We start from the raw sequence: 15,854 nt of genomic DNA on the forward strand, positions 1-15,854 counted from the left end.
CGATGCGAGAACTGCGGCTCGTCCCCGGCGCGGCTACCGCCTGGCTGGCCGTCATCGCCGTGCTGCTCGCCGGCCGCGGTTGGGCCATCGCACTCATCGCGGTCATCGTCGCGCTGTGCCTCATTGCCCGTCAATGGGGCCAAGCGCTCTTTTGCGGGGCGGTCGCTGGGGGTGCGGCGCTCGTCGCCGCGGTGCGCCAGGCTCGCGCCGCCGCCTTCGACCTCGGCAGCGAAGTCACCGGGCGCCTTGTCACTGCACCGACGCAGACCAGCACGGGCGGCTGGCTGCTCAAGCTCAAGGTTCCGGGATACCCCACCCAGCTGCCGGTCTTTAGCCCGGAACCGGTCCCGGCGGCGGCTGGCGCCGAACTTACGATCAGTGTGAGGGTAGGGGAGTCGGATAGGGCGGGCGTCGGAAAGCTCAGCGCCAATGCCACCGACGTGCAGGTAACCGCCGAGCCCGAAGGCCTGGCCGGCTGGGCGGCCGAGGTGGCCGAGAATTTCCGGGCGCTGGTCCTCGATACCGTCGGGCCCTCCAGCCAAGGCCTGATTCCCGGCATGGTGCTCGGCGATACCGCGCTGCAAGATACCGCCGAGCGCGACCTGTATATCGCCACCGGGCTCTCACACTTGAGCGCTGTATCTGGGGCCAATGTGGCCATAGTCTGCTCCGCCGCGGCCGTGGTCTGCGCCGCCTTCGCGCTCGGGCCCCGCGCCCGCGTGGCCGCCTCCCTGTGCGCCCTTGCCACCTATGTTCTGCTTGTGGGCTTCGAACCTTCCGTTCAGCGCGCGGCCGTCGCTGGGGTAGTGGGGCTGCTCGCCGTGCTCAATTCCACGCGCATGGAGCCCATCCATGCCTTAAGCCTCGGCATCATCGCGCTGCTCTTCGTGGATTCCGACCTCGCCGTGCACTTTGGCTTCGCCTTATCCTGCGCGGCGACGCTCGGCATCGGGGCGCTCAGCCCCCTCATCTATAAGCACTTGGCCGTGACCGGCTGGCCCGCCATCTTCCTGCGTGCGGTTGCCGTGGCCATCGCCGCCGATATCGTCACCCTCCCGCTGGTGGCACTCATGTCCGGCGAGGTCTCCGTGGTCTCCGTGCTGGCCAATATCCTCGTCGAGCCCGCCACCGTGCCGATTACCATCGTGGGGCTTATCGCCGCCATCTTTGCCCAGCTGGGCCCGCTCGATGTGCTGGGCGCCGGCTTGCTGCGCCTCATTGAGCCCTTCTCGTGGTGGATTAATACCATCGCCCACGGCGTGGCCCACCTGCCCGTGGTCACCATTCCTGCTAACCCGCTTTTTACGCTGCTTGCCTACGCCTGGATCATTGCCGGCCTCCTCTATCACCGCCCGTGGCTCACCTTGGCGCTGACGCTGGCGGGCATCGCCTGGCTCGGCCTGGCCGCAGGCTAGAATGGCGGGCATGCCTCCAGTACACCTCATCCTCGGCGACGATGAATTCCTCACCGAACGCGCCCGCCTGCACATCCAGCGCGCCGCGGCCGAGGAGAGCGGATCTTCCGGCACCCGGCCCGAGCTGACCAAGCTCAAGGCCTCCGAGGTCTCTGAGGGAGAGCTCCTCGAGGCCACCAGCCCGTCGCTCTTTGGCGATAACCGCGTAATCGTCATCAGCGACTGCGAGCGTGCCGGCAAAGAAGTAGTCGATATCCTCCTGCGCGCCTGTGCCAACCCCGCGCCGGGCATGACCATGGTCATCATCTACTCCGTGACGGCCAAGACGCTGAAGAAAAAGAAGAAGCAGCCCGAGCTCGTGGCCAAGCTGCGCAAGATTGCGGAGGTCCACGAGGTCTTTTCGCTCTACCCCAATGAGCTGGGCCAGTGGGCCACCCGCGAATTTTCCAGCCACGGCGTGCGACCCACCCCGGACGTTATCCACGCCGTGCTCGAAGGCGTGGGCTCTGACCTGCGCGAGCTGGCCTCGGCCATTTCTCAGCTGGTCTCCGATACCGGCGGCAACGTTACCCGCGAAGCGGTGCAAAACTACTACGTCGGCGTGGCCGAGGTGGCCAATTGGGACATTGCCGACGCCGCCGTCGCCGGCCGCGTCGAAGCCGCCGTATCCACCTGCCGCCGAGCCCTCCAGCTGGGCGCGAGCCCCGTGGCGATTGCCGCCGCGCTGGCCAATAAGGTCGGCGCTGTCGCCCGCCTTTACTCCGCGCGCGGGGACCAGTACTCGCTGGCGAGCCAAACTGGCCTGGCACCCTACGTGGTCAAGATGACCCAGCCGGTGGCCCGCCGCTGGTCCGCCGATAATGTCACCAAGGCCGTCATCCTCGTCTCCGAGCTCGATGCCGCCGTCAAAGGCCAAGGCGGTGAGCCCGAATTCGCCCTAGAGGCGGCCGTCAAACGCGTCGCGGAACTGGCGCGATAAGCTAGAAACCATGTCTGAAACGCAAGTGCAAGAATTCGCCGGTCGACTCTTTGACATGGCGCGCGAGGGCAACCTGGACCTCCTCGCCTATATCGACCACGGCGTGAATATCGACCTCGTCAACCACGAAGGCCAGTCCTTTATCATGCTCGCCGCCTATCACAGCCACGCCGAGCTGGTTACCGCACTTGCCCGCGCCGGCGCAGACGTCAACCTACTCAATGACCGCGGCCAGTCCCCGCTGGCCGGTGCCATCTTCAAGAAGGAAGACGCGGTTATCGACGCCCTCCTTGCCGCCCACGCCGACCCCACCGCCGGCCAGCCTTCCGCGCTGGATTCTGCCCGGCTGTTCGGCCGCGAGGACCTTATCCCCCGCCTCGAAAGCGAGGCGGGGGAGTGACCTGGACATCCTTTTTCACCCTCTTGCTGATGAACCTGGTGGGCGTCGCCTCGCCGGGGCCGGACATCATTTTGGTGACCCGCTACGCCACCCGCTCGCGCCGCCACGCCATTGCCGCGGCCGCCGGCATCCAGATCGGTGTGCTTTTCTGGTGCGCCGCCACCGTCTTTGGCGCCGCCGCGCTGCTGACCGCCTTTCCAGAAATCCTCGGCGCGGTCCAGGCCATCGGCGGCTGCTTCTTAGTGTTTATGGGAACCCGCGCGCTGCGCAGCGGCATCGCCCAGCGCGCCAACCCGCCCGTGGATCTGGAAGACGCCGCCGCCCAGCTCGGCCGCCTGCGCACCGCCTTCAAGGTCGGCCTGGCCACGAATATGTCCAACCCGAAAATCGTGCTCTTCCTCGCCGCGATGATCGCCCCGCTGCTTCCGGCTAGCCCACCCATCTGGTTGGCCATTGCGCTGACACTTTCGCTCTCGCTGTCGGCCTTCCTCTTCTTCCTCGTCGTCGCCACGGTAATTTCCACCCATGCCGTGCGCCGCAAGCTCATCGCCGCCGGCCCGTGGATCGACATCGGCTCTGGCCTCTTCTTTATCATCGCCGGCATCGTCCTCATCATCTCCGGCGGGCAGAACCTGCTGGCCTAAAACAGGCGCGGCGTGCCCTCTGCCACCGTGTCCAGCACCCACTGGGTCCAGCGGGCGACGGTGGATGCGCGCCGCCGGGACGTCGCCAAGCTCAGGCCCAGCCCCTCCATGGCCGCACAAATCTCTGCGGTGCTAGCCACCGCGCCGCGGGCCAGGCTGAGCTCTAGGACTTCGCGGAAAACCCGCCGCGCCGCCAGCGCTCGTATGAGCGCCGCATTCCGGGCGTCACGCTGCGGTTGCTCGATAACCCGCCGCCCGTGCTCCGTCGGCTCCCACGCTTCCTTCACCGGCTCCGCCAGGCCCAGGTAGCGCGCGGCATTGGCATAATAATCCGCCTGCCGCGGGTCGAAATCATAGCGCTGGGTAATCTCCGCCTTGCTTAGCGGCTGCAGGGCGATGAGCTCCAGCAGGTTGACCACCCGCTCGAAGCTATTAGCTTGCGGGAACGGCACGGCTGGCTCGGGTTCGGGCTCTACCGCCCGCACAATATCGAGCGCCGCCTGCGCATCCAGAGTCGAGGCGGACAGCGCGTAGCGGGCGCTATCGACCAGCGCAATGCTGCGAAAATCCGCCGGGTCCCGAAATTCATAGCGGTACAGGTGGAAAATACCATTGGAGTACACCAGGTAAACCGGCACGACATCCTTGGCCAGGCGCTGCTGGAACCGGCGATACGGAAAATATAGCTGCCGGATATTGAAATCATCCGAAAGGTGGTTCTTCGCCTCCACCAGCACCAGGTGCTCGAGCGATTCGAAGCCGCCGTCGATCTCCATCTGCGCGCGGTCCACCGCCACATCCACGCCCAAGTCCGGCAGCCGCACCTTAAGCCCGCGCGTGGACATGCGCCCGGCCACCGTCGCCTGCAATGGCCCGCAGCCCAAGAAGTCCTCTAGCATCCCGCTTGCCGACGCCCCATTTAACGCCACCGCCTCCGAGCTCACCCCCTCCAACGAGAGGGTGTCCAGCCCCGCCGGCAACTCCAGCGTGCGTACCTCGCCGCGCTGGGTTTCTGGAAACCGTTCGTAGAGGTTGAATCGCCCCACCAGATATTCGCTGCGGCTGACCGGTACGATTCCCAGCTGGAGACGCTGAAAAATCCAGGGCCGCGACGTAGAAAAATCATGCTTGGCCATCAGCCGCGGCTGCCGGCCCGAGAGCCGTTCTAGCTCCCGCGCGCCAATATAGAAATACCCGCGCCGCTCCAGCTCCGCGTCGTATCCCGACGCCAGGATGCGCAGCCAGCCCCAGTCATTGACGCCGAGCTTCACCGTTTCCGGCACACCAAAGCGCGCCCGCAGCTCCTGCGCTTCCGGCCCGCTAGTCACCGCGGACCTCGTAGTTGCGCACCAGGACCTCGTCGACCTTGCCCCGCTTCGAACCAACGGAATTAATCGCCCGCGTTGCCCCCACGATGCCTACTTCATAGTCCGCATAGAGCTCGCGGATGAACTCGGTGGCCGAATTAGACAACAGGAACTTCACCCCGCGCCTATCCAAGTCATCGCAGACCTCTTTGAGACGCTCTTGTTCCGCACGGTCAAAGCCGCCCTTCTGGTAGCCGGTAAACGAGCTCGTCACATTCACCGGGTCATAGGGCGGGTCGAAGTACACAAAGTCCCCCTCGCGCGCCTGTGCTACCGCCGCGGCGAAATCACCCTGCGAGAAGGCCACATCATTATCCGCAAAATAGCGGTGCACCGCGCGCAGCGTGTCTTCATCGCAGATGGTGGGATTCTTATAACGCCCGAACGGGGCATTAAATTGACCGGCCGCGTTCACGCGGTACAGGCCGTTATAGCAGGTGCGGTTGAGATACAACGTTCGTGCCGCGCGCTCGACGGGGGAGAGGGCGGCAAACTTGTGGGCATCCCGGTCCACTGCGCGCAGCGCATAGAAAAACTCTGCGTCATTGGGGTAGCCCGCGAGCTCCTCAATGAGCTCATCGACGCCGCCACGCACCACCTCATAGAGGTTGATGAGCTCACTATTGAGATCGTTGACCCGTGCGCTGGCCGGCTCCAGAGAGAAAAGCACCGCGCCGCCACCGATGAAGGGTTCGTAATAACGCCGCGGGGCCTCCGCCGGCAGGGCGGCGTGGATATGCGGCAAGAGCTGGCGCTTCCCGCCCGCCCATTTCACCAGTGGCTTAACGTTTTTCATCGTTGACTCATCTTAGCCGTCCCACCGGACACAAGCACCATCGGGTTTTCGAACGTGCGAGCGGGTAAATCGGATGCGTGGCCGCGCGGCGGCGCCATCTTGGTTGTCCAACGTCACAGTTTCGCCTAATGGTGCCATGGCGGGCGAAAATGCGCAGCCGTGTCGGCGGGGAATTCCCCTGGTGTGCATGGCAGTTTCTCTGACCGAATATAAGGTAATAAAATCGCCTCAAAATCCCTTAGCTTGTAGGCAAAATAGAATTTCCTCACAATTTCTTAGGGAGAAAGAAAAGATACTGAAGCTTGAAGAGCGTCGGGACAGAAAGGGGCATTCATGCCGCGTATATCAAAAATCCGAGTCGCTGCGCTCAACCTCGTCATCGAGAATGGTTATGACGGGTTCACCATGGAGGAGCTCGCTCACAAAGTGGGCGTTTCCCGCCGTACGCTTTTTAATTACATAAAAGACAAAGAATCGGCAGTTTTAGGCTCCGAAATGTCGGAGGAAGTGGAGAACCAATTCCAAAATTTCGCCGCGGGATTGCCCACCGGAAGCCTGCGCGAAGATTCCAAAATCATGGCCATGACCGTATTCAATCGTGCCGTAGGCGATGAGTTCTTCCCCGAAATTTCCCAGCTCACGGCCCAGGCGTTGGCTAAGGATACGAAGCTGCGCGCCCTGTACTGCCAGCGCAATAGCCGCATCATTCAGCGCGTCCGCCAGGCGGTGCAGGCTCGCGAAGGTTGGAAGTCCTCCGATCCGCGTCTTACGCCGACCGTCAACATCATCCACACCCAGTTCCTGACCGCCTTTGAGACCTTCGTGGAAACCCGTGGCGGCACTTCGCTTGCCGACGCCTTCCACAACGCCGGCGCCATCTTCGAAGACTACTTCAACGATGAACTGGCCTAAGCGCCCCGCCTAAGTCTTACCGGCCCTACCTGCCGGTTCCGCCGGCCAAAATAAGCTAAGAAAATCCCCCGGCGCGCTCCGTAGAGCGCGACCGGGGGATGATCTGTGCAATGGCTCTTAGTCCATCTTGTTGAACGCGGAAGCCAAGCCGGACTTCTTGTTGGCTGCGGTGTTGCGGTGGAAGACACCCTTGGACACGGACTTGTCCAGGGCGCGGGATGCCACGCGCAGCTGCTTCTCAGCAGCAGCCTTGTCGCCAGCGGCAACGGTCTCGCGGAACTTGCGGATCTCGGTACGGACGGCGGAGCGAACGGACTTGTTGCGCTGACGTGCCTTCTCGTTGGTGATAACGCGTTTCTGCTTGGACTTGATATTTGCCATGAAAAATACCTCTTAGTAATCGAAAGTGATTGACGTAGAAACCGACCTACTCGGACTACTCCCGCGGCCAGCAATTACTGGCGCGCTCGGCGCTGGTATTCGAAGAGCGAACCCAAGGTCCTGCCCGCCCCGACCAACGCGCCCGGCAAGTAAGTAACCAACACACAATAGCAGTACCGAACCCGACCTGCCAAAACCCTCCCCGCGACAGCCGTCTCCCAGGTCTCTGGCTCCCGGCCCGCTGGCTCCCTAGCCACCGGCCGCGCGGCGGCTAGGCCCAGTGGTAGCGCGCCCGCAACCTATTCGCGATTCGTTCGAATCTGCGTTCCGGAAAAAGCGTGCCTTGCCGGCGCACCTGCTCCTCGGATACCTCGAGCAGGCGGTCGAGGCGCACCCAGCAATCGCACCCGGATTCGTCCCATTCGCCGGAACCGATTTCCAGCCAGGCGTCGTCAAGCGCATGCTTTGGGTTGGGGGAGATAAGCAAGCCCATTACCGTGGTGCGGGTGCGGCCGACGACCAAAATGGCGCGCTCGCGCGGTGGTGCCTGCTTACCTTCGGCCGGTACCCACACCCAGACCACCTCGCCGGAGTCGGCCTGGCCGTCCATATCGGGGGTGAAAAATATGGACCGGGGGTGGGAGGCAGTGGCCTCTACCTGGATATCGGCGGCCTTGCGCGGCCCGTGGAACTCATCCGACCTATCCAGCCCCAACCGGGAATTAATGCGGCTCAGGCCGGTGTCTATTGGCTCGCGCTCGCTGATTCCCAGCGCTTGGCGCAGACGGGTGAGCATGGCGCTTTTCATGTCGACTATTGTAGACGTATGTCTGAAAACTTTGCGGCCACGACGTTTACGGATCCCGCCCGAATCCGAAACTTCTGCATTATTGCTCACATCGACCACGGCAAGTCGACGCTGGCGGACCGCATCCTGCAGCTATCCAAGGTGGTTGCGGAGCGCGATATGCGTGACCAGTTCCTCGATAATATGGACATCGAGCGCGAGCGCGGCATCACCATTAAGGCGCAGAATGTGCGCTTGCCGTGGGTGCCCCAGTCCGGCACCGCGCAGGGGGAGCAGATTGTCATGCAGATGATCGACACCCCCGGCCACGTGGACTTTACCTACGAGGTCTCCCGCGCGCTCGAGGCGTGTGAGGGCGCTATCCTGCTTGTCGACGCCGCCCAGGGCATCGAAGCCCAAACCCTCGCCAACCTCTACCTGGCGATGGAAAACGACCTGGAAATCATCCCGGTCCTCAATAAAATCGACCTGCCGGCCGCCGACCCGGAAAAATACGCGCTGGAAATCGCCAATATCATCGGCTGCGAGCCGGAAGAGGTGCTGCGCGTGTCGGGCAAGACCGGCGAGGGCGTCGTCGAGCTGCTGGACAAGGTCTGCGAGCTAGTCCCGCCGCCATCTTCTGAATTCGACGCCGATGCGCCGGCCCGCGCCATGATTTTTGACTCCGTCTATGACACCTACCGCGGCGTGGTGACCTATATCCGCATGGTGGACGGCAAGCTCACCCCGCGCCAGAAGGTCACCATGATGTCGACCAACGCCAACCATGAGCTGCTGGAAATCGGCATCGTTTCGCCCACGATGCAAAAGTGTGAGGGCTTGGGTCCTGGCGAGGTGGGCTACCTCATTACCGGCGTAAAGGACGTCCGCGAGACCAAGGTGGGCGATACCGTCACCTGGTCTAACGGCGGCGCCGAAACCCCACTTAAGGGATACAAGGACCCGGACCCGATGGTCTACTCCGGCCTTTTCCCCATTTCCCAGGCCGATTTCCCGGACCTGCGCGATGCGTTGGAAAAGCTGCAGCTTAACGACGCCTCCTTAACCTTCGAGCCCGAAACCTCCGTCGCCCTCGGCTTTGGTTTCCGCTGCGGCTTCTTGGGTTTGTTGCATATGGAAATTACCCGCGACCGCTTGGAGCGCGAGTTCGGCCTCGACCTGATTTCCACCGCGCCATCGGTGACCTACCGCGTGGTGGCCGAAGACGGCGAGGAAAAGTGGGTCCACAACCCGTCTGACTGGCCGGAAGGAAAGCTCAACGAGGTCTATGAGCCCGTGGTGAAGATGACCGTCATCGTGCCTGAGCAATTTGTCGGCCCCACCATGGAACTCTGCCAGTCCAAGCGCGGCCAGATGGGAGGCATGGATTACCTCTCCGAGGACCGCGTGGAGCTGCGCTACACCATGCCGCTCGGCGAAATCATCTTTGATTTCTTCGATATGCTCAAGTCCCGCACCAAGGGCTACGCTTCGCTGAACTATGAGGAGGCCGGCGAGCAGCTCGCGGACCTGGTAAAGGTCGACATCTTGCTCAATGGCGACCCAGTCGATGCCTTCTCTGCCATCGTCCACCGCGATTCCGCCCAGTGGTACGGCAATAAGATGACCAAAAAGCTCAAGGAACTCATCCCGCGCCAGCAGTTCGAGGTGCCCGTCCAGGCGGCCATCGGCTCGAAGATCATCGCCCGCGAAAACATCCGCGCTATGCGCAAGGACGTGCTGGCCAAGTGCTACGGCGGCGATATCTCCCGTAAGCGCAAGCTGCTGGAAAAGCAGAAGGCCGGCAAAAAGCGCATGAAGACGCTGGGCTCCGTCTCGGTGCCGCAGGAGGCTTTTGTGGCCGCGCTGTCTACCGACGCCGAAGATTAAAACACCACTTCACGCATGCCGCACCCGCCTCGCAGCCACGGCGTGGTTGCGAGGTCAGGTGAAGCGGCGGCCTGAGTGCCCAAAGCGTGTAACTAGGTCGACCCGGCCCAGGGCGGGACCCAGACTATTCGGCCCTGCCGCCGCTCGAGGCGGCCGCGCACCGGGGGCGCGTGCGGATCGTCGTCGTTCACGCCGTTGTGATACGGACACGCCACGCTGAGGTTTGCCATATTGGTCTCGCCGCCGTGCTTCCACGCCTGCAGGTGATGAATCTGGCACTTATCCGCCGGATAATTGCACTCGGCCCACGGGCAGGTGGGGTTTTCCGCACTCGCCATCAGCCGTTGCTTATCCGAGGCCTGCCGCGAGGTGCGATACAGGTTCACCGGCCCCTCATAAGGATGGACAAGCGTGACGAGCCCGCTTTCGGCCAGGCGCTTTTCCACCAGCTTGGCGCCGCTGATTTCGGCACCATTGGTCAGACGCAGCGTGATCTCCTCGCCTCCACCACCTAAGATTTCATCCAACTCATCGAGTTGGATGATGATATTCGTCGTCGCGGCAGGCCGTGCCGTAGCTCCGCCGCGGAAGAAGATATTCTCCACGGAATCGAGAGGTTTCTCCTCATTGATGCTGGCGTGCAGGTCAGCAATGAAATCGGAATCACCGGTAATCGAAAGCGTCGACGGCCCTCCCTTGCGCCGCGTCATCCGCACGCCCTTTTCCGGTAAATCGGGCGGATATATGGTCTTGATGCTTATAGCCGCCCTTTTCGTGTTCAATCCATCGGAATGGCACCCCCATGTGGTAGTCGGGGGTTGGTGTGCTTTCTGGGTGAGTAAGAACAGACCACGATGCCCGGTATGTGCTGGGTAAATGAAGAAAACGGACTTTTAGAAAAACAAAATTTCGACCACGCCCATAAGCTGGTACATTATAGTCGCTTTCACATTATTCCAGAGCCTTGAAACAGGGAGTCATCGCAAGCTTTCCAGTCCCCATCTTCTTTTTTCATATGGACACGGCTGACTCCAAAAAAGTCCTTGAAGTCCTCATGCTCCGACTTAACGTAAGCCTCGTCGTCTGAGTCGTCGAACTTTTCTAAATCTTTAAGTGCATCCTTGAACGCTTCTTTAGATTCCTTTCTGTCGTCTTCGCTTGGAACTTCACTCGGCTTCATTTGTTTGATGAGCTTGAAAATTTCATCTGAATCTGTTGGAGTGCGTTCTTCTCTACAGATGTATTCTGACTGGAATTTATTAAAGTCATCTGTCCACTCCCTCGCAGACTCTTCAGCTTTCTCGCTGTCACCGCCTTGATACGTGTCAGCAATCTCAAAAAGATCCATCTGGTTGTCCCAGCGTTCATTAGCTGCCTTTTTGAAAGTTTTCTCTGGCCCTCCGGAAACCCCGCAGCCTGTTGCCACCAACGACACTGCTACTAAAAGGCTTCCAAGTGCTTGAGATTTACGCATCCTCATTCTCCAATCAAAATATCCACGTATATTAAGTGCTAGTCCCTCACCCCTTTATCGAAAAAGGGGGCTTTGCTGACCAAATTGCCAGGCGTATGGCAGCCCGTTGACAGGATATACTTACATTAACACACTGGGTTAATGTTGTCTTACCGTTTCTTCAGAAGGGAGAATTACTCCTTCAGTAGCTAGGACCTAACAGGGGGCAGGTCCGAAAAGGCCCCATGAAGTAACCAACCGTGTACCCGCCCCGCGACACGCCGAACGGACACGCATTCTGCTACTTAACCCTTTTTCACCATACAGCGACCATGTACCGACCATATACGGTTAGTATGTGGTAGCGACCTTACAGTGACCAGATACCGACCACGTGTGGTTCGTGTATGGTACATACCAGATACTGACCAGATACTAACCGTAGAGTGTCCGTGTGTGGTAGCGACCATACAGCGACCATCTAGCAACCACCCGCTAGCCATACATGGTTAGCAGCCCAAAGCCACCTACGGGTGGTCTATTTTTTGGGCCACACCGCGAGGTGACAAGAGTGCCACCGGGGTGTGCCAGCCACGAGGTAGTAGCCCCTTCAAAAGGGGCAGTTTTAAAATTGGTTGCAGCGATATCGCTCCAACCCGGCCAATTTTTATCGTGTGCCACGATAGCACTCCAATTTTAAAAATTGGATACTTTAAAAATCCCCTGACCAGGGGTTTTAAACCTGCGGTTTAATTTTAAAATACTCGAAGACGCGTTTAAATGGGTACTTTTAAAGTGTACTTTATTACCCATTTACCCACGTCATCGGACGTTTTTACCGCGCCAAGGACCGCCGTAGGCGGTCTAAGGGCGCAAGGGGGATAAAGGGCATAAGAGAGAGTGGCACATTTGGGGTAAAACCCCTGCATGTGGTCGGCATAGCCGACGCCTCTCTTATACCCACATATAAAAAGACCCCGCCCGAGGGGCGAGGCCTTCGATGACCTAGTCGGCTTAAAATCTATGCAGCAACATCCAGTTGCTGCTCTTCAAGGATTGCATCAATATATGAAGTGTCCCAGGTTTTGTTCCGTTTGAGTAGATGGGAAAATCTGGAATATGCCAAGAAAATTTGACCAGGATGCGAAGGATCGTGTGGTCCGTCTTGTAGAGGACCGCATCTTGGCGGAAAATATGTCGATGCAAGCCGCGTGCCAGGCAGTAGCCCCAAAGCTGGGGGTGTCATGGCACACAGCCCGTCAATGGACCCAACAGGCCCGCCGTGCGGGAAACATCCCAGAACCCGTGCCTGAAGATCTGGCCGCCAAAAACGCGAGGCTTCGCCGTGAAAATCAAGAGCTACGCGACACCAATGAACTTTTAAAGGCTGCCTCAGCTTTTTTCGCGTCGGAACCAGGTCCAAAACGTCGGAAGTGATCCGGTTCATCGATGAATACCGGAATCGTTTCTCTGTCGAGTTTATCTGTAAGACGTTGAAAAATAACCGCGCTGGTGGGTTCATCACCTCGCGTGGGTATCGTCAGTCCAAGGCCCGTGGGGTAAGTGCTCGCCGCCTTCGTGATGCTGTGCTGGTTGAACGCATTAGTGCTATCCATCGGGATAATTACGGCATCTACGGTGTGCGGAAAATGTGGCATGCTCTTCATTGTGACGGAATTGAAATCGGTCGTGAACAAACTGCCCGTTTAATGCGCCTGGCCGGTGTTTCTGGCAAAGGCAAAGGCCGCTCGCCTATGACCACTCGCACACCTCAAAGGCCGGATTTGCGCCCGGACTTGATGGAGCGAGAATTCAAAGCCGAAGGCCCGAACAAGCTGTGGGTGGCTGATATTACCTACGTGCGCACGAAGAAAGGCTTTGTGTATGCCGCGTTTGTCACCGATGTTTACTCCCGACGGATCGTTGGGTGGGCGTTATCAGATTCCATGCGCACCGAAGCGTTGCCGCTGCAAGCTCTTAACCAGGCGCTCGTGTGTGCTGAGGAAACAACAGGTCTCATTCATCATTCGGATCACGGCGCGCAGTATGTCAGCGTTGTCTACAACGAGCGTCTTGCCCAGCACGGGATTGCCGCTTCCACCGGAACTGTCGGGGATTCCTATGACAATGCTCTGGCGGAAAACGTTAATGGTTCCTACAAAAACGAGCTGATCCATACTCGCAGGTGGGATGAGGTTGTCGAGGTGGAAATCGCGACGTTTGAGTGGGTGTCATGGTGGAACGAGACGAGGCTTCACCAAAGCTTGGGATACCGAACCCCGGTCGAAGTGGAAACCGAATTTTGGGACCAGCACCCGCCGCAAGCAATAATAGAAATCAAGGCAAACGCCTAGGAACAAAACCCGGGGCACTTCAACTCCTGACGCTACGGTTATGGACTATCGTACTGATACGATATTGGCCATAAAGCTCTAGATATCCTTCCAGTCTTCGAACGTGAATCCCTGCAGCCCGAAGACAAGCTCGGTATAAGTATCCTGCCATACCGACTTCGTATTCTTCTTGCGCTTACATGTCTTCGGTGTTGTGGTAACTACTCTGCAGAGTAGACTAATCCAGTGTTTTGGTGGTCGACTTCTAAATGAATATTTATGATTTATAAAAGGGCGACGGTGGTGGAATCGCCCCTCGGTGGTTGGTGGCTACTTCTTGGGCTCTAGCTTGTGGCCGTAGAACTTGTGCAGTCGGTTACCCAGCTTGGCGATAATATTGTCCAGTTCAAGGGTGACCGCTCTTACGTCGGCGCTACCACTCTGACCGTACGCGTTTAGTCTTATCGGATTAGATGTCCGTACCGCCTCGTTAAGCTGGTGTCCCACCTCGCGAACAACCGACGAGTAGGTCTTGCCGGCTGAGTGGTCTGTGCAATCCCATGTTTTGATAGTGACGGTAGCTGCGTGGTCGTAGGTGGATAACTCACCGGTTTCAGCATCTAGTTCGTTGCCCCAGTTCAAGCCTCGGGCGATGATGATAGATACCCTGTTATCTTCTACGGGGGCCATGACTACGTTTATGTTCGTCGTAAAGGGATGGACGTACTCGATGCCGGTGGCTACGACAATTCCCAAATTTTCTACACGGTGGGCAATATAACGGGCAGTCATTTTGCACCCCACAATGTGCGGGAAAATGTCCGGCGTGGTTTTAGCGAGGTCTTTTATAAACTCGTTGTATTCTGGGTTACTAGATTCGGTATCTACCTTGACACCATCAACTTCACGGTAGGTAACTTTCGCCTCTTTGGTCTTTTGGTTAAGGATGGGCATGATGTATGAATATCCTTTCGATTAGTAGTTCTCACTTTGGGTAGTAGTCGCATCTCCTATGGCGAGTGCTTTATCTATCAGCTCGTCTAGGTCCTGCAACTCTAGATTTTGTGTTACGCGCCACACGATGAAGTCCATTCCGTCGCGCTCTTGCTCGTGCTTGTCACGATGGTCAAGTACCTCCCGGGCCACCCGGGTAGATATCCTGATGACGGTCCCTGGGTGAACCCCACCGTGGTCTTCCCGTTGTACATAGTCAGCTCCCTTCTCCGCGATGACGCGGTACAAAATATCTTTGAAAACTTTCTGAACAATGATGGCAATACGCCCGAACTCGTAGCGACTCCAGTCTCCGCCGTAGTTCTCTCGGTCCGGTAGTCGGCTCTCTTCTTCCAGCCACTCCATACTTGCGGTGACTACCTCTGTTATCTGGTCTTCTACTTCAGCGTCTTCGTCGCTGTAGTCCTCCGGCAACAGGTCCTCTTCGGTGATATCGAAGCTGTTAACAACAGTTGGGGCGGGTGCTTTTTCGGCTAATGACGCCCAAAGTGTGTCCCAGTCCACACGCACGGCCTCGCGAGATTCGGCGACAATGTCATCTGGTATGGGGTTGCGGGTAAATGTCACCCAATGACGCTGCAGAAGCGCGAACCAGCCTTTAGGGTGCTTGAGTACCGGTCTGGTTGTCGCGTCCGGCCACTGATGAAAGGTCTCTGGTAGCGGCATAACTAGGTGGTAGCCTTTGCCGCTCATAGAAGTTTCCGAGTACAGTGCGTCCGGCAACATGCCTAACAGAGATGGGGCCACATCTTTAGGGCACGTCTTTTCAATGTCTACAATGATGGCCCGGTCAGCAATAGAGTTGAGGTAGTACGCGTGGTTAGCGGCCTGCGGGATGCTATCTACTAATGTGTTTAAATCCACACATGCTTGGTTGTAGCCCTGCCGGATAGCCGCGCCGCGCACCGTACCGGTAGTAATAAGGTGTGGTACATCAATGGGCATTTTGTCCTTAGTGGAGATGGACCAGCGGCGTGTAGTACCAAGCTCTTGGATGGTCTCATTCTTGTAGAATGTGGGCCATTGGTCAAAGCTGTTATAAGGGCGAATGTGTGCTCCTATAACCTGCCACATGGATAGCACTAGCTCTGCATCATCCTTGAATAAGGAACCAAGCCACTCATCTGGTCGCCACTGAGTGTCGTCTGCCTGGTCAATGACAGGTAATGGGGCATCGGGGGTCCACTTAGTAGCGAACTTAAACAGGTGGGTCTGGTCTGGGATATAGGGCTTAAACTCCCCGGTGTCGTAGTTGTAGACACCGTTAGCAAAAGGCGCAATATCTTGAGTAGTATCCACTCGGCGGGTGGGGGCCTCGGCGCGGATAGAGCTGAGCGTGTCAAGTTGTTTGTGTGTGGGGCGGGGTTTATAGGTATTTGTCGAAGCGGTCGGGGTAGGCCACGGCCATTTGGTTGATGGCTTGTTTCCAGCCGGATACTCGGGCTCCTTCCATGAGTCTGCCGGCTGTTCTTGAGACTCGTTT

The 15,854-nt window shown here is 58.7% G+C and carries 14 protein-coding genes and 1 pseudogene; 7 read left to right on the plus strand and 8 right to left on the minus strand.

Annotated elements, in window-relative coordinates; genetic code table 11:
- Positions 1–2: 2 nt before the first annotated feature.
- From MHY24_RS09990 to MHY24_RS10005, 4 genes are read left to right on the plus strand one after another with little or no spacing between them, the layout of a single operon-like run.
- Entirely contained in the window at positions 3–1,415 is a 1,413-nt protein-coding gene (locus tag MHY24_RS09990; RefSeq protein ID WP_239230331.1) for a ComEC/Rec2 family competence protein, read from the plus strand.
- A 1-nt stretch (position 1,416) separates the two neighbouring features.
- Positions 1,417–2,394 (plus strand): DNA polymerase III subunit delta, encoded by a 978-nt coding sequence (gene holA, locus MHY24_RS09995; RefSeq protein ID WP_204611191.1) that lies wholly within the window; start codon positions 1,417–1,419, stop codon positions 2,392–2,394.
- 10 nt (positions 2,395–2,404) lie between these two features.
- A complete protein-coding gene (locus tag MHY24_RS10000) occupies positions 2,405–2,794 on the plus strand; it encodes an ankyrin repeat domain-containing protein (protein ID WP_239230333.1) in 390 nt (129 codons plus the stop codon).
- Positions 2,791–3,438, plus strand: a complete 648-nt coding sequence (locus MHY24_RS10005; protein WP_239230335.1) for a LysE family translocator — start codon at positions 2,791–2,793, stop codon at positions 3,436–3,438. Before MHY24_RS10000 ends, MHY24_RS10005 begins: the two co-directional genes overlap by 4 nt.
- Here MHY24_RS10005 and MHY24_RS10010 read toward each other — a convergent pair.
- Positions 3,435–4,766: a hypothetical protein gene (locus MHY24_RS10010; RefSeq protein WP_239230337.1), complete on the minus strand. Its 1,332-nt coding sequence runs from the start codon at positions 4,764–4,766 to the stop codon at positions 3,435–3,437. The two genes, MHY24_RS10005 and MHY24_RS10010, sit on opposite strands and share 4 nt — an antisense overlap.
- A complete protein-coding gene (locus MHY24_RS10015) occupies positions 4,759–5,601 on the minus strand; it encodes a DNA adenine methylase (protein WP_239192421.1) in 843 nt (280 codons plus the stop codon). The genes MHY24_RS10010 and MHY24_RS10015 overlap by 8 nt, the downstream gene beginning before the upstream one ends.
- A gap of 333 nt (positions 5,602–5,934) precedes the next feature.
- On the opposite strand from MHY24_RS10015, the gene MHY24_RS10020 reads away from it, so the two are divergent.
- Positions 5,935–6,513, plus strand: a complete 579-nt coding sequence (locus tag MHY24_RS10020) for a TetR/AcrR family transcriptional regulator (RefSeq protein ID WP_204611196.1) — start codon at positions 5,935–5,937, stop codon at positions 6,511–6,513.
- A 117-nt stretch (positions 6,514–6,630) separates the two neighbouring features.
- On the opposite strand, the gene rpsT is transcribed toward MHY24_RS10020, so the two are convergent.
- Together rpsT and MHY24_RS10030 are read right to left on the minus strand one after the other, a co-directional pair.
- Positions 6,631–6,894, minus strand: a complete 264-nt coding sequence (gene rpsT, locus MHY24_RS10025; protein WP_239230339.1) for a 30S ribosomal protein S20 — start codon at positions 6,892–6,894, stop codon at positions 6,631–6,633.
- A gap of 271 nt (positions 6,895–7,165) precedes the next feature.
- Positions 7,166–7,702 (minus strand): type II toxin-antitoxin system PemK/MazF family toxin, encoded by a 537-nt coding sequence (locus MHY24_RS10030; RefSeq protein WP_204611198.1) that lies wholly within the window; start codon positions 7,700–7,702, stop codon positions 7,166–7,168.
- Between the two features lie 18 nt (positions 7,703–7,720).
- On the opposite strand from MHY24_RS10030, the gene lepA reads away from it, so the two are divergent.
- A complete protein-coding gene (gene lepA, locus MHY24_RS10035) occupies positions 7,721–9,571 on the plus strand; it encodes a translation elongation factor 4 (RefSeq protein ID WP_239230348.1) in 1,851 nt (616 codons plus the stop codon).
- A 92-nt stretch (positions 9,572–9,663) separates the two neighbouring features.
- Here the strand turns inward: lepA and MHY24_RS10040 are convergent.
- Together MHY24_RS10040 and MHY24_RS10045 are read right to left on the minus strand one after the other, a co-directional pair.
- Positions 9,664–10,326 (minus strand): annotated as a pseudogene (locus tag MHY24_RS10040) (HNH endonuclease signature motif containing protein); the annotation flags it as partial.
- A gap of 191 nt (positions 10,327–10,517) precedes the next feature.
- Positions 10,518–11,045: a hypothetical protein gene (locus MHY24_RS10045; RefSeq protein WP_239230350.1), complete on the minus strand. Its 528-nt coding sequence runs from the start codon at positions 11,043–11,045 to the stop codon at positions 10,518–10,520.
- A gap of 1,098 nt (positions 11,046–12,143) precedes the next feature.
- On the opposite strand from MHY24_RS10045, the gene MHY24_RS10050 reads away from it, so the two are divergent.
- Positions 12,144–13,378, plus strand: a protein-coding gene (locus MHY24_RS10050; RefSeq protein ID WP_239230352.1) for an IS3 family transposase whose coding sequence is annotated in 2 segments (ribosomal slippage) — positions 12,144–12,432 and positions 12,432–13,378 — 1,236 coding nt in all. Because the reading frame shifts where the segments join, the coding sequence is not laid out codon by codon here.
- A 309-nt stretch (positions 13,379–13,687) separates the two neighbouring features.
- Here the strand turns inward: MHY24_RS10050 and MHY24_RS10055 are convergent.
- Both MHY24_RS10055 and MHY24_RS10060 read right to left on the minus strand, forming a co-directional pair.
- Positions 13,688–14,311 (minus strand): hypothetical protein, encoded by a 624-nt coding sequence (locus MHY24_RS10055; RefSeq protein ID WP_239230361.1) that lies wholly within the window; start codon positions 14,309–14,311, stop codon positions 13,688–13,690.
- A gap of 21 nt (positions 14,312–14,332) precedes the next feature.
- Complete coding sequence (locus tag MHY24_RS10060) at positions 14,333–15,697, minus strand: hypothetical protein (protein ID WP_367398059.1); 1,365 nt, start codon at positions 15,695–15,697, stop codon at positions 14,333–14,335.
- Between the last annotated feature and the right edge of the window lie 157 nt (positions 15,698–15,854).

Source organism: Corynebacterium sp. ACRPQ, from assembly GCF_022347225.1.
GTDB lineage: Bacteria > Actinomycetota > Actinomycetes > Mycobacteriales > Mycobacteriaceae > Corynebacterium > Corynebacterium tuberculostearicum_D.

What these genes read in the sequence shown, in the direction of transcription:
- MHY24_RS10020 (WP_204611196.1), top strand. Translation starts at nt 5,935, where the DNA reads ATGCCGCGTATATCAAAAATCCGAGTCGCTGCGCTCAACCTCGTCATC.
- MHY24_RS10000 (WP_239230333.1), top strand. Translation starts at nt 2,405, where the DNA reads ATGTCTGAAACGCAAGTGCAAGAATTCGCCGGTCGACTCTTTGACATG.
- rpsT (WP_239230339.1), bottom strand. Translation starts at nt 6,894, where the DNA reads ATGGCAAATATCAAGTCCAAGCAGAAACGCGTTATCACCAACGAGAAG.
- MHY24_RS10045 (WP_239230350.1), bottom strand. Translation starts at nt 11,045, where the DNA reads ATGCGTAAATCTCAAGCACTTGGAAGCCTTTTAGTAGCAGTGTCGTTG.
- MHY24_RS10055 (WP_239230361.1), bottom strand. Translation starts at nt 14,311, where the DNA reads ATGCCCATCCTTAACCAAAAGACCAAAGAGGCGAAAGTTACCTACCGT.
- MHY24_RS10015 (WP_239192421.1), bottom strand. Translation starts at nt 5,601, where the DNA reads ATGAAAAACGTTAAGCCACTGGTGAAATGGGCGGGCGGGAAGCGCCAG.
- MHY24_RS10030 (WP_204611198.1), bottom strand. Translation starts at nt 7,702, where the DNA reads ATGAAAAGCGCCATGCTCACCCGTCTGCGCCAAGCGCTGGGAATCAGC.
- lepA (WP_239230348.1), top strand. Translation starts at nt 7,721, where the DNA reads ATGTCTGAAAACTTTGCGGCCACGACGTTTACGGATCCCGCCCGAATC.
- holA (WP_204611191.1), top strand. Translation starts at nt 1,417, where the DNA reads ATGGCGGGCATGCCTCCAGTACACCTCATCCTCGGCGACGATGAATTC.
- MHY24_RS09990 (WP_239230331.1), top strand. Translation starts at nt 3, where the DNA reads ATGCGAGAACTGCGGCTCGTCCCCGGCGCGGCTACCGCCTGGCTGGCC.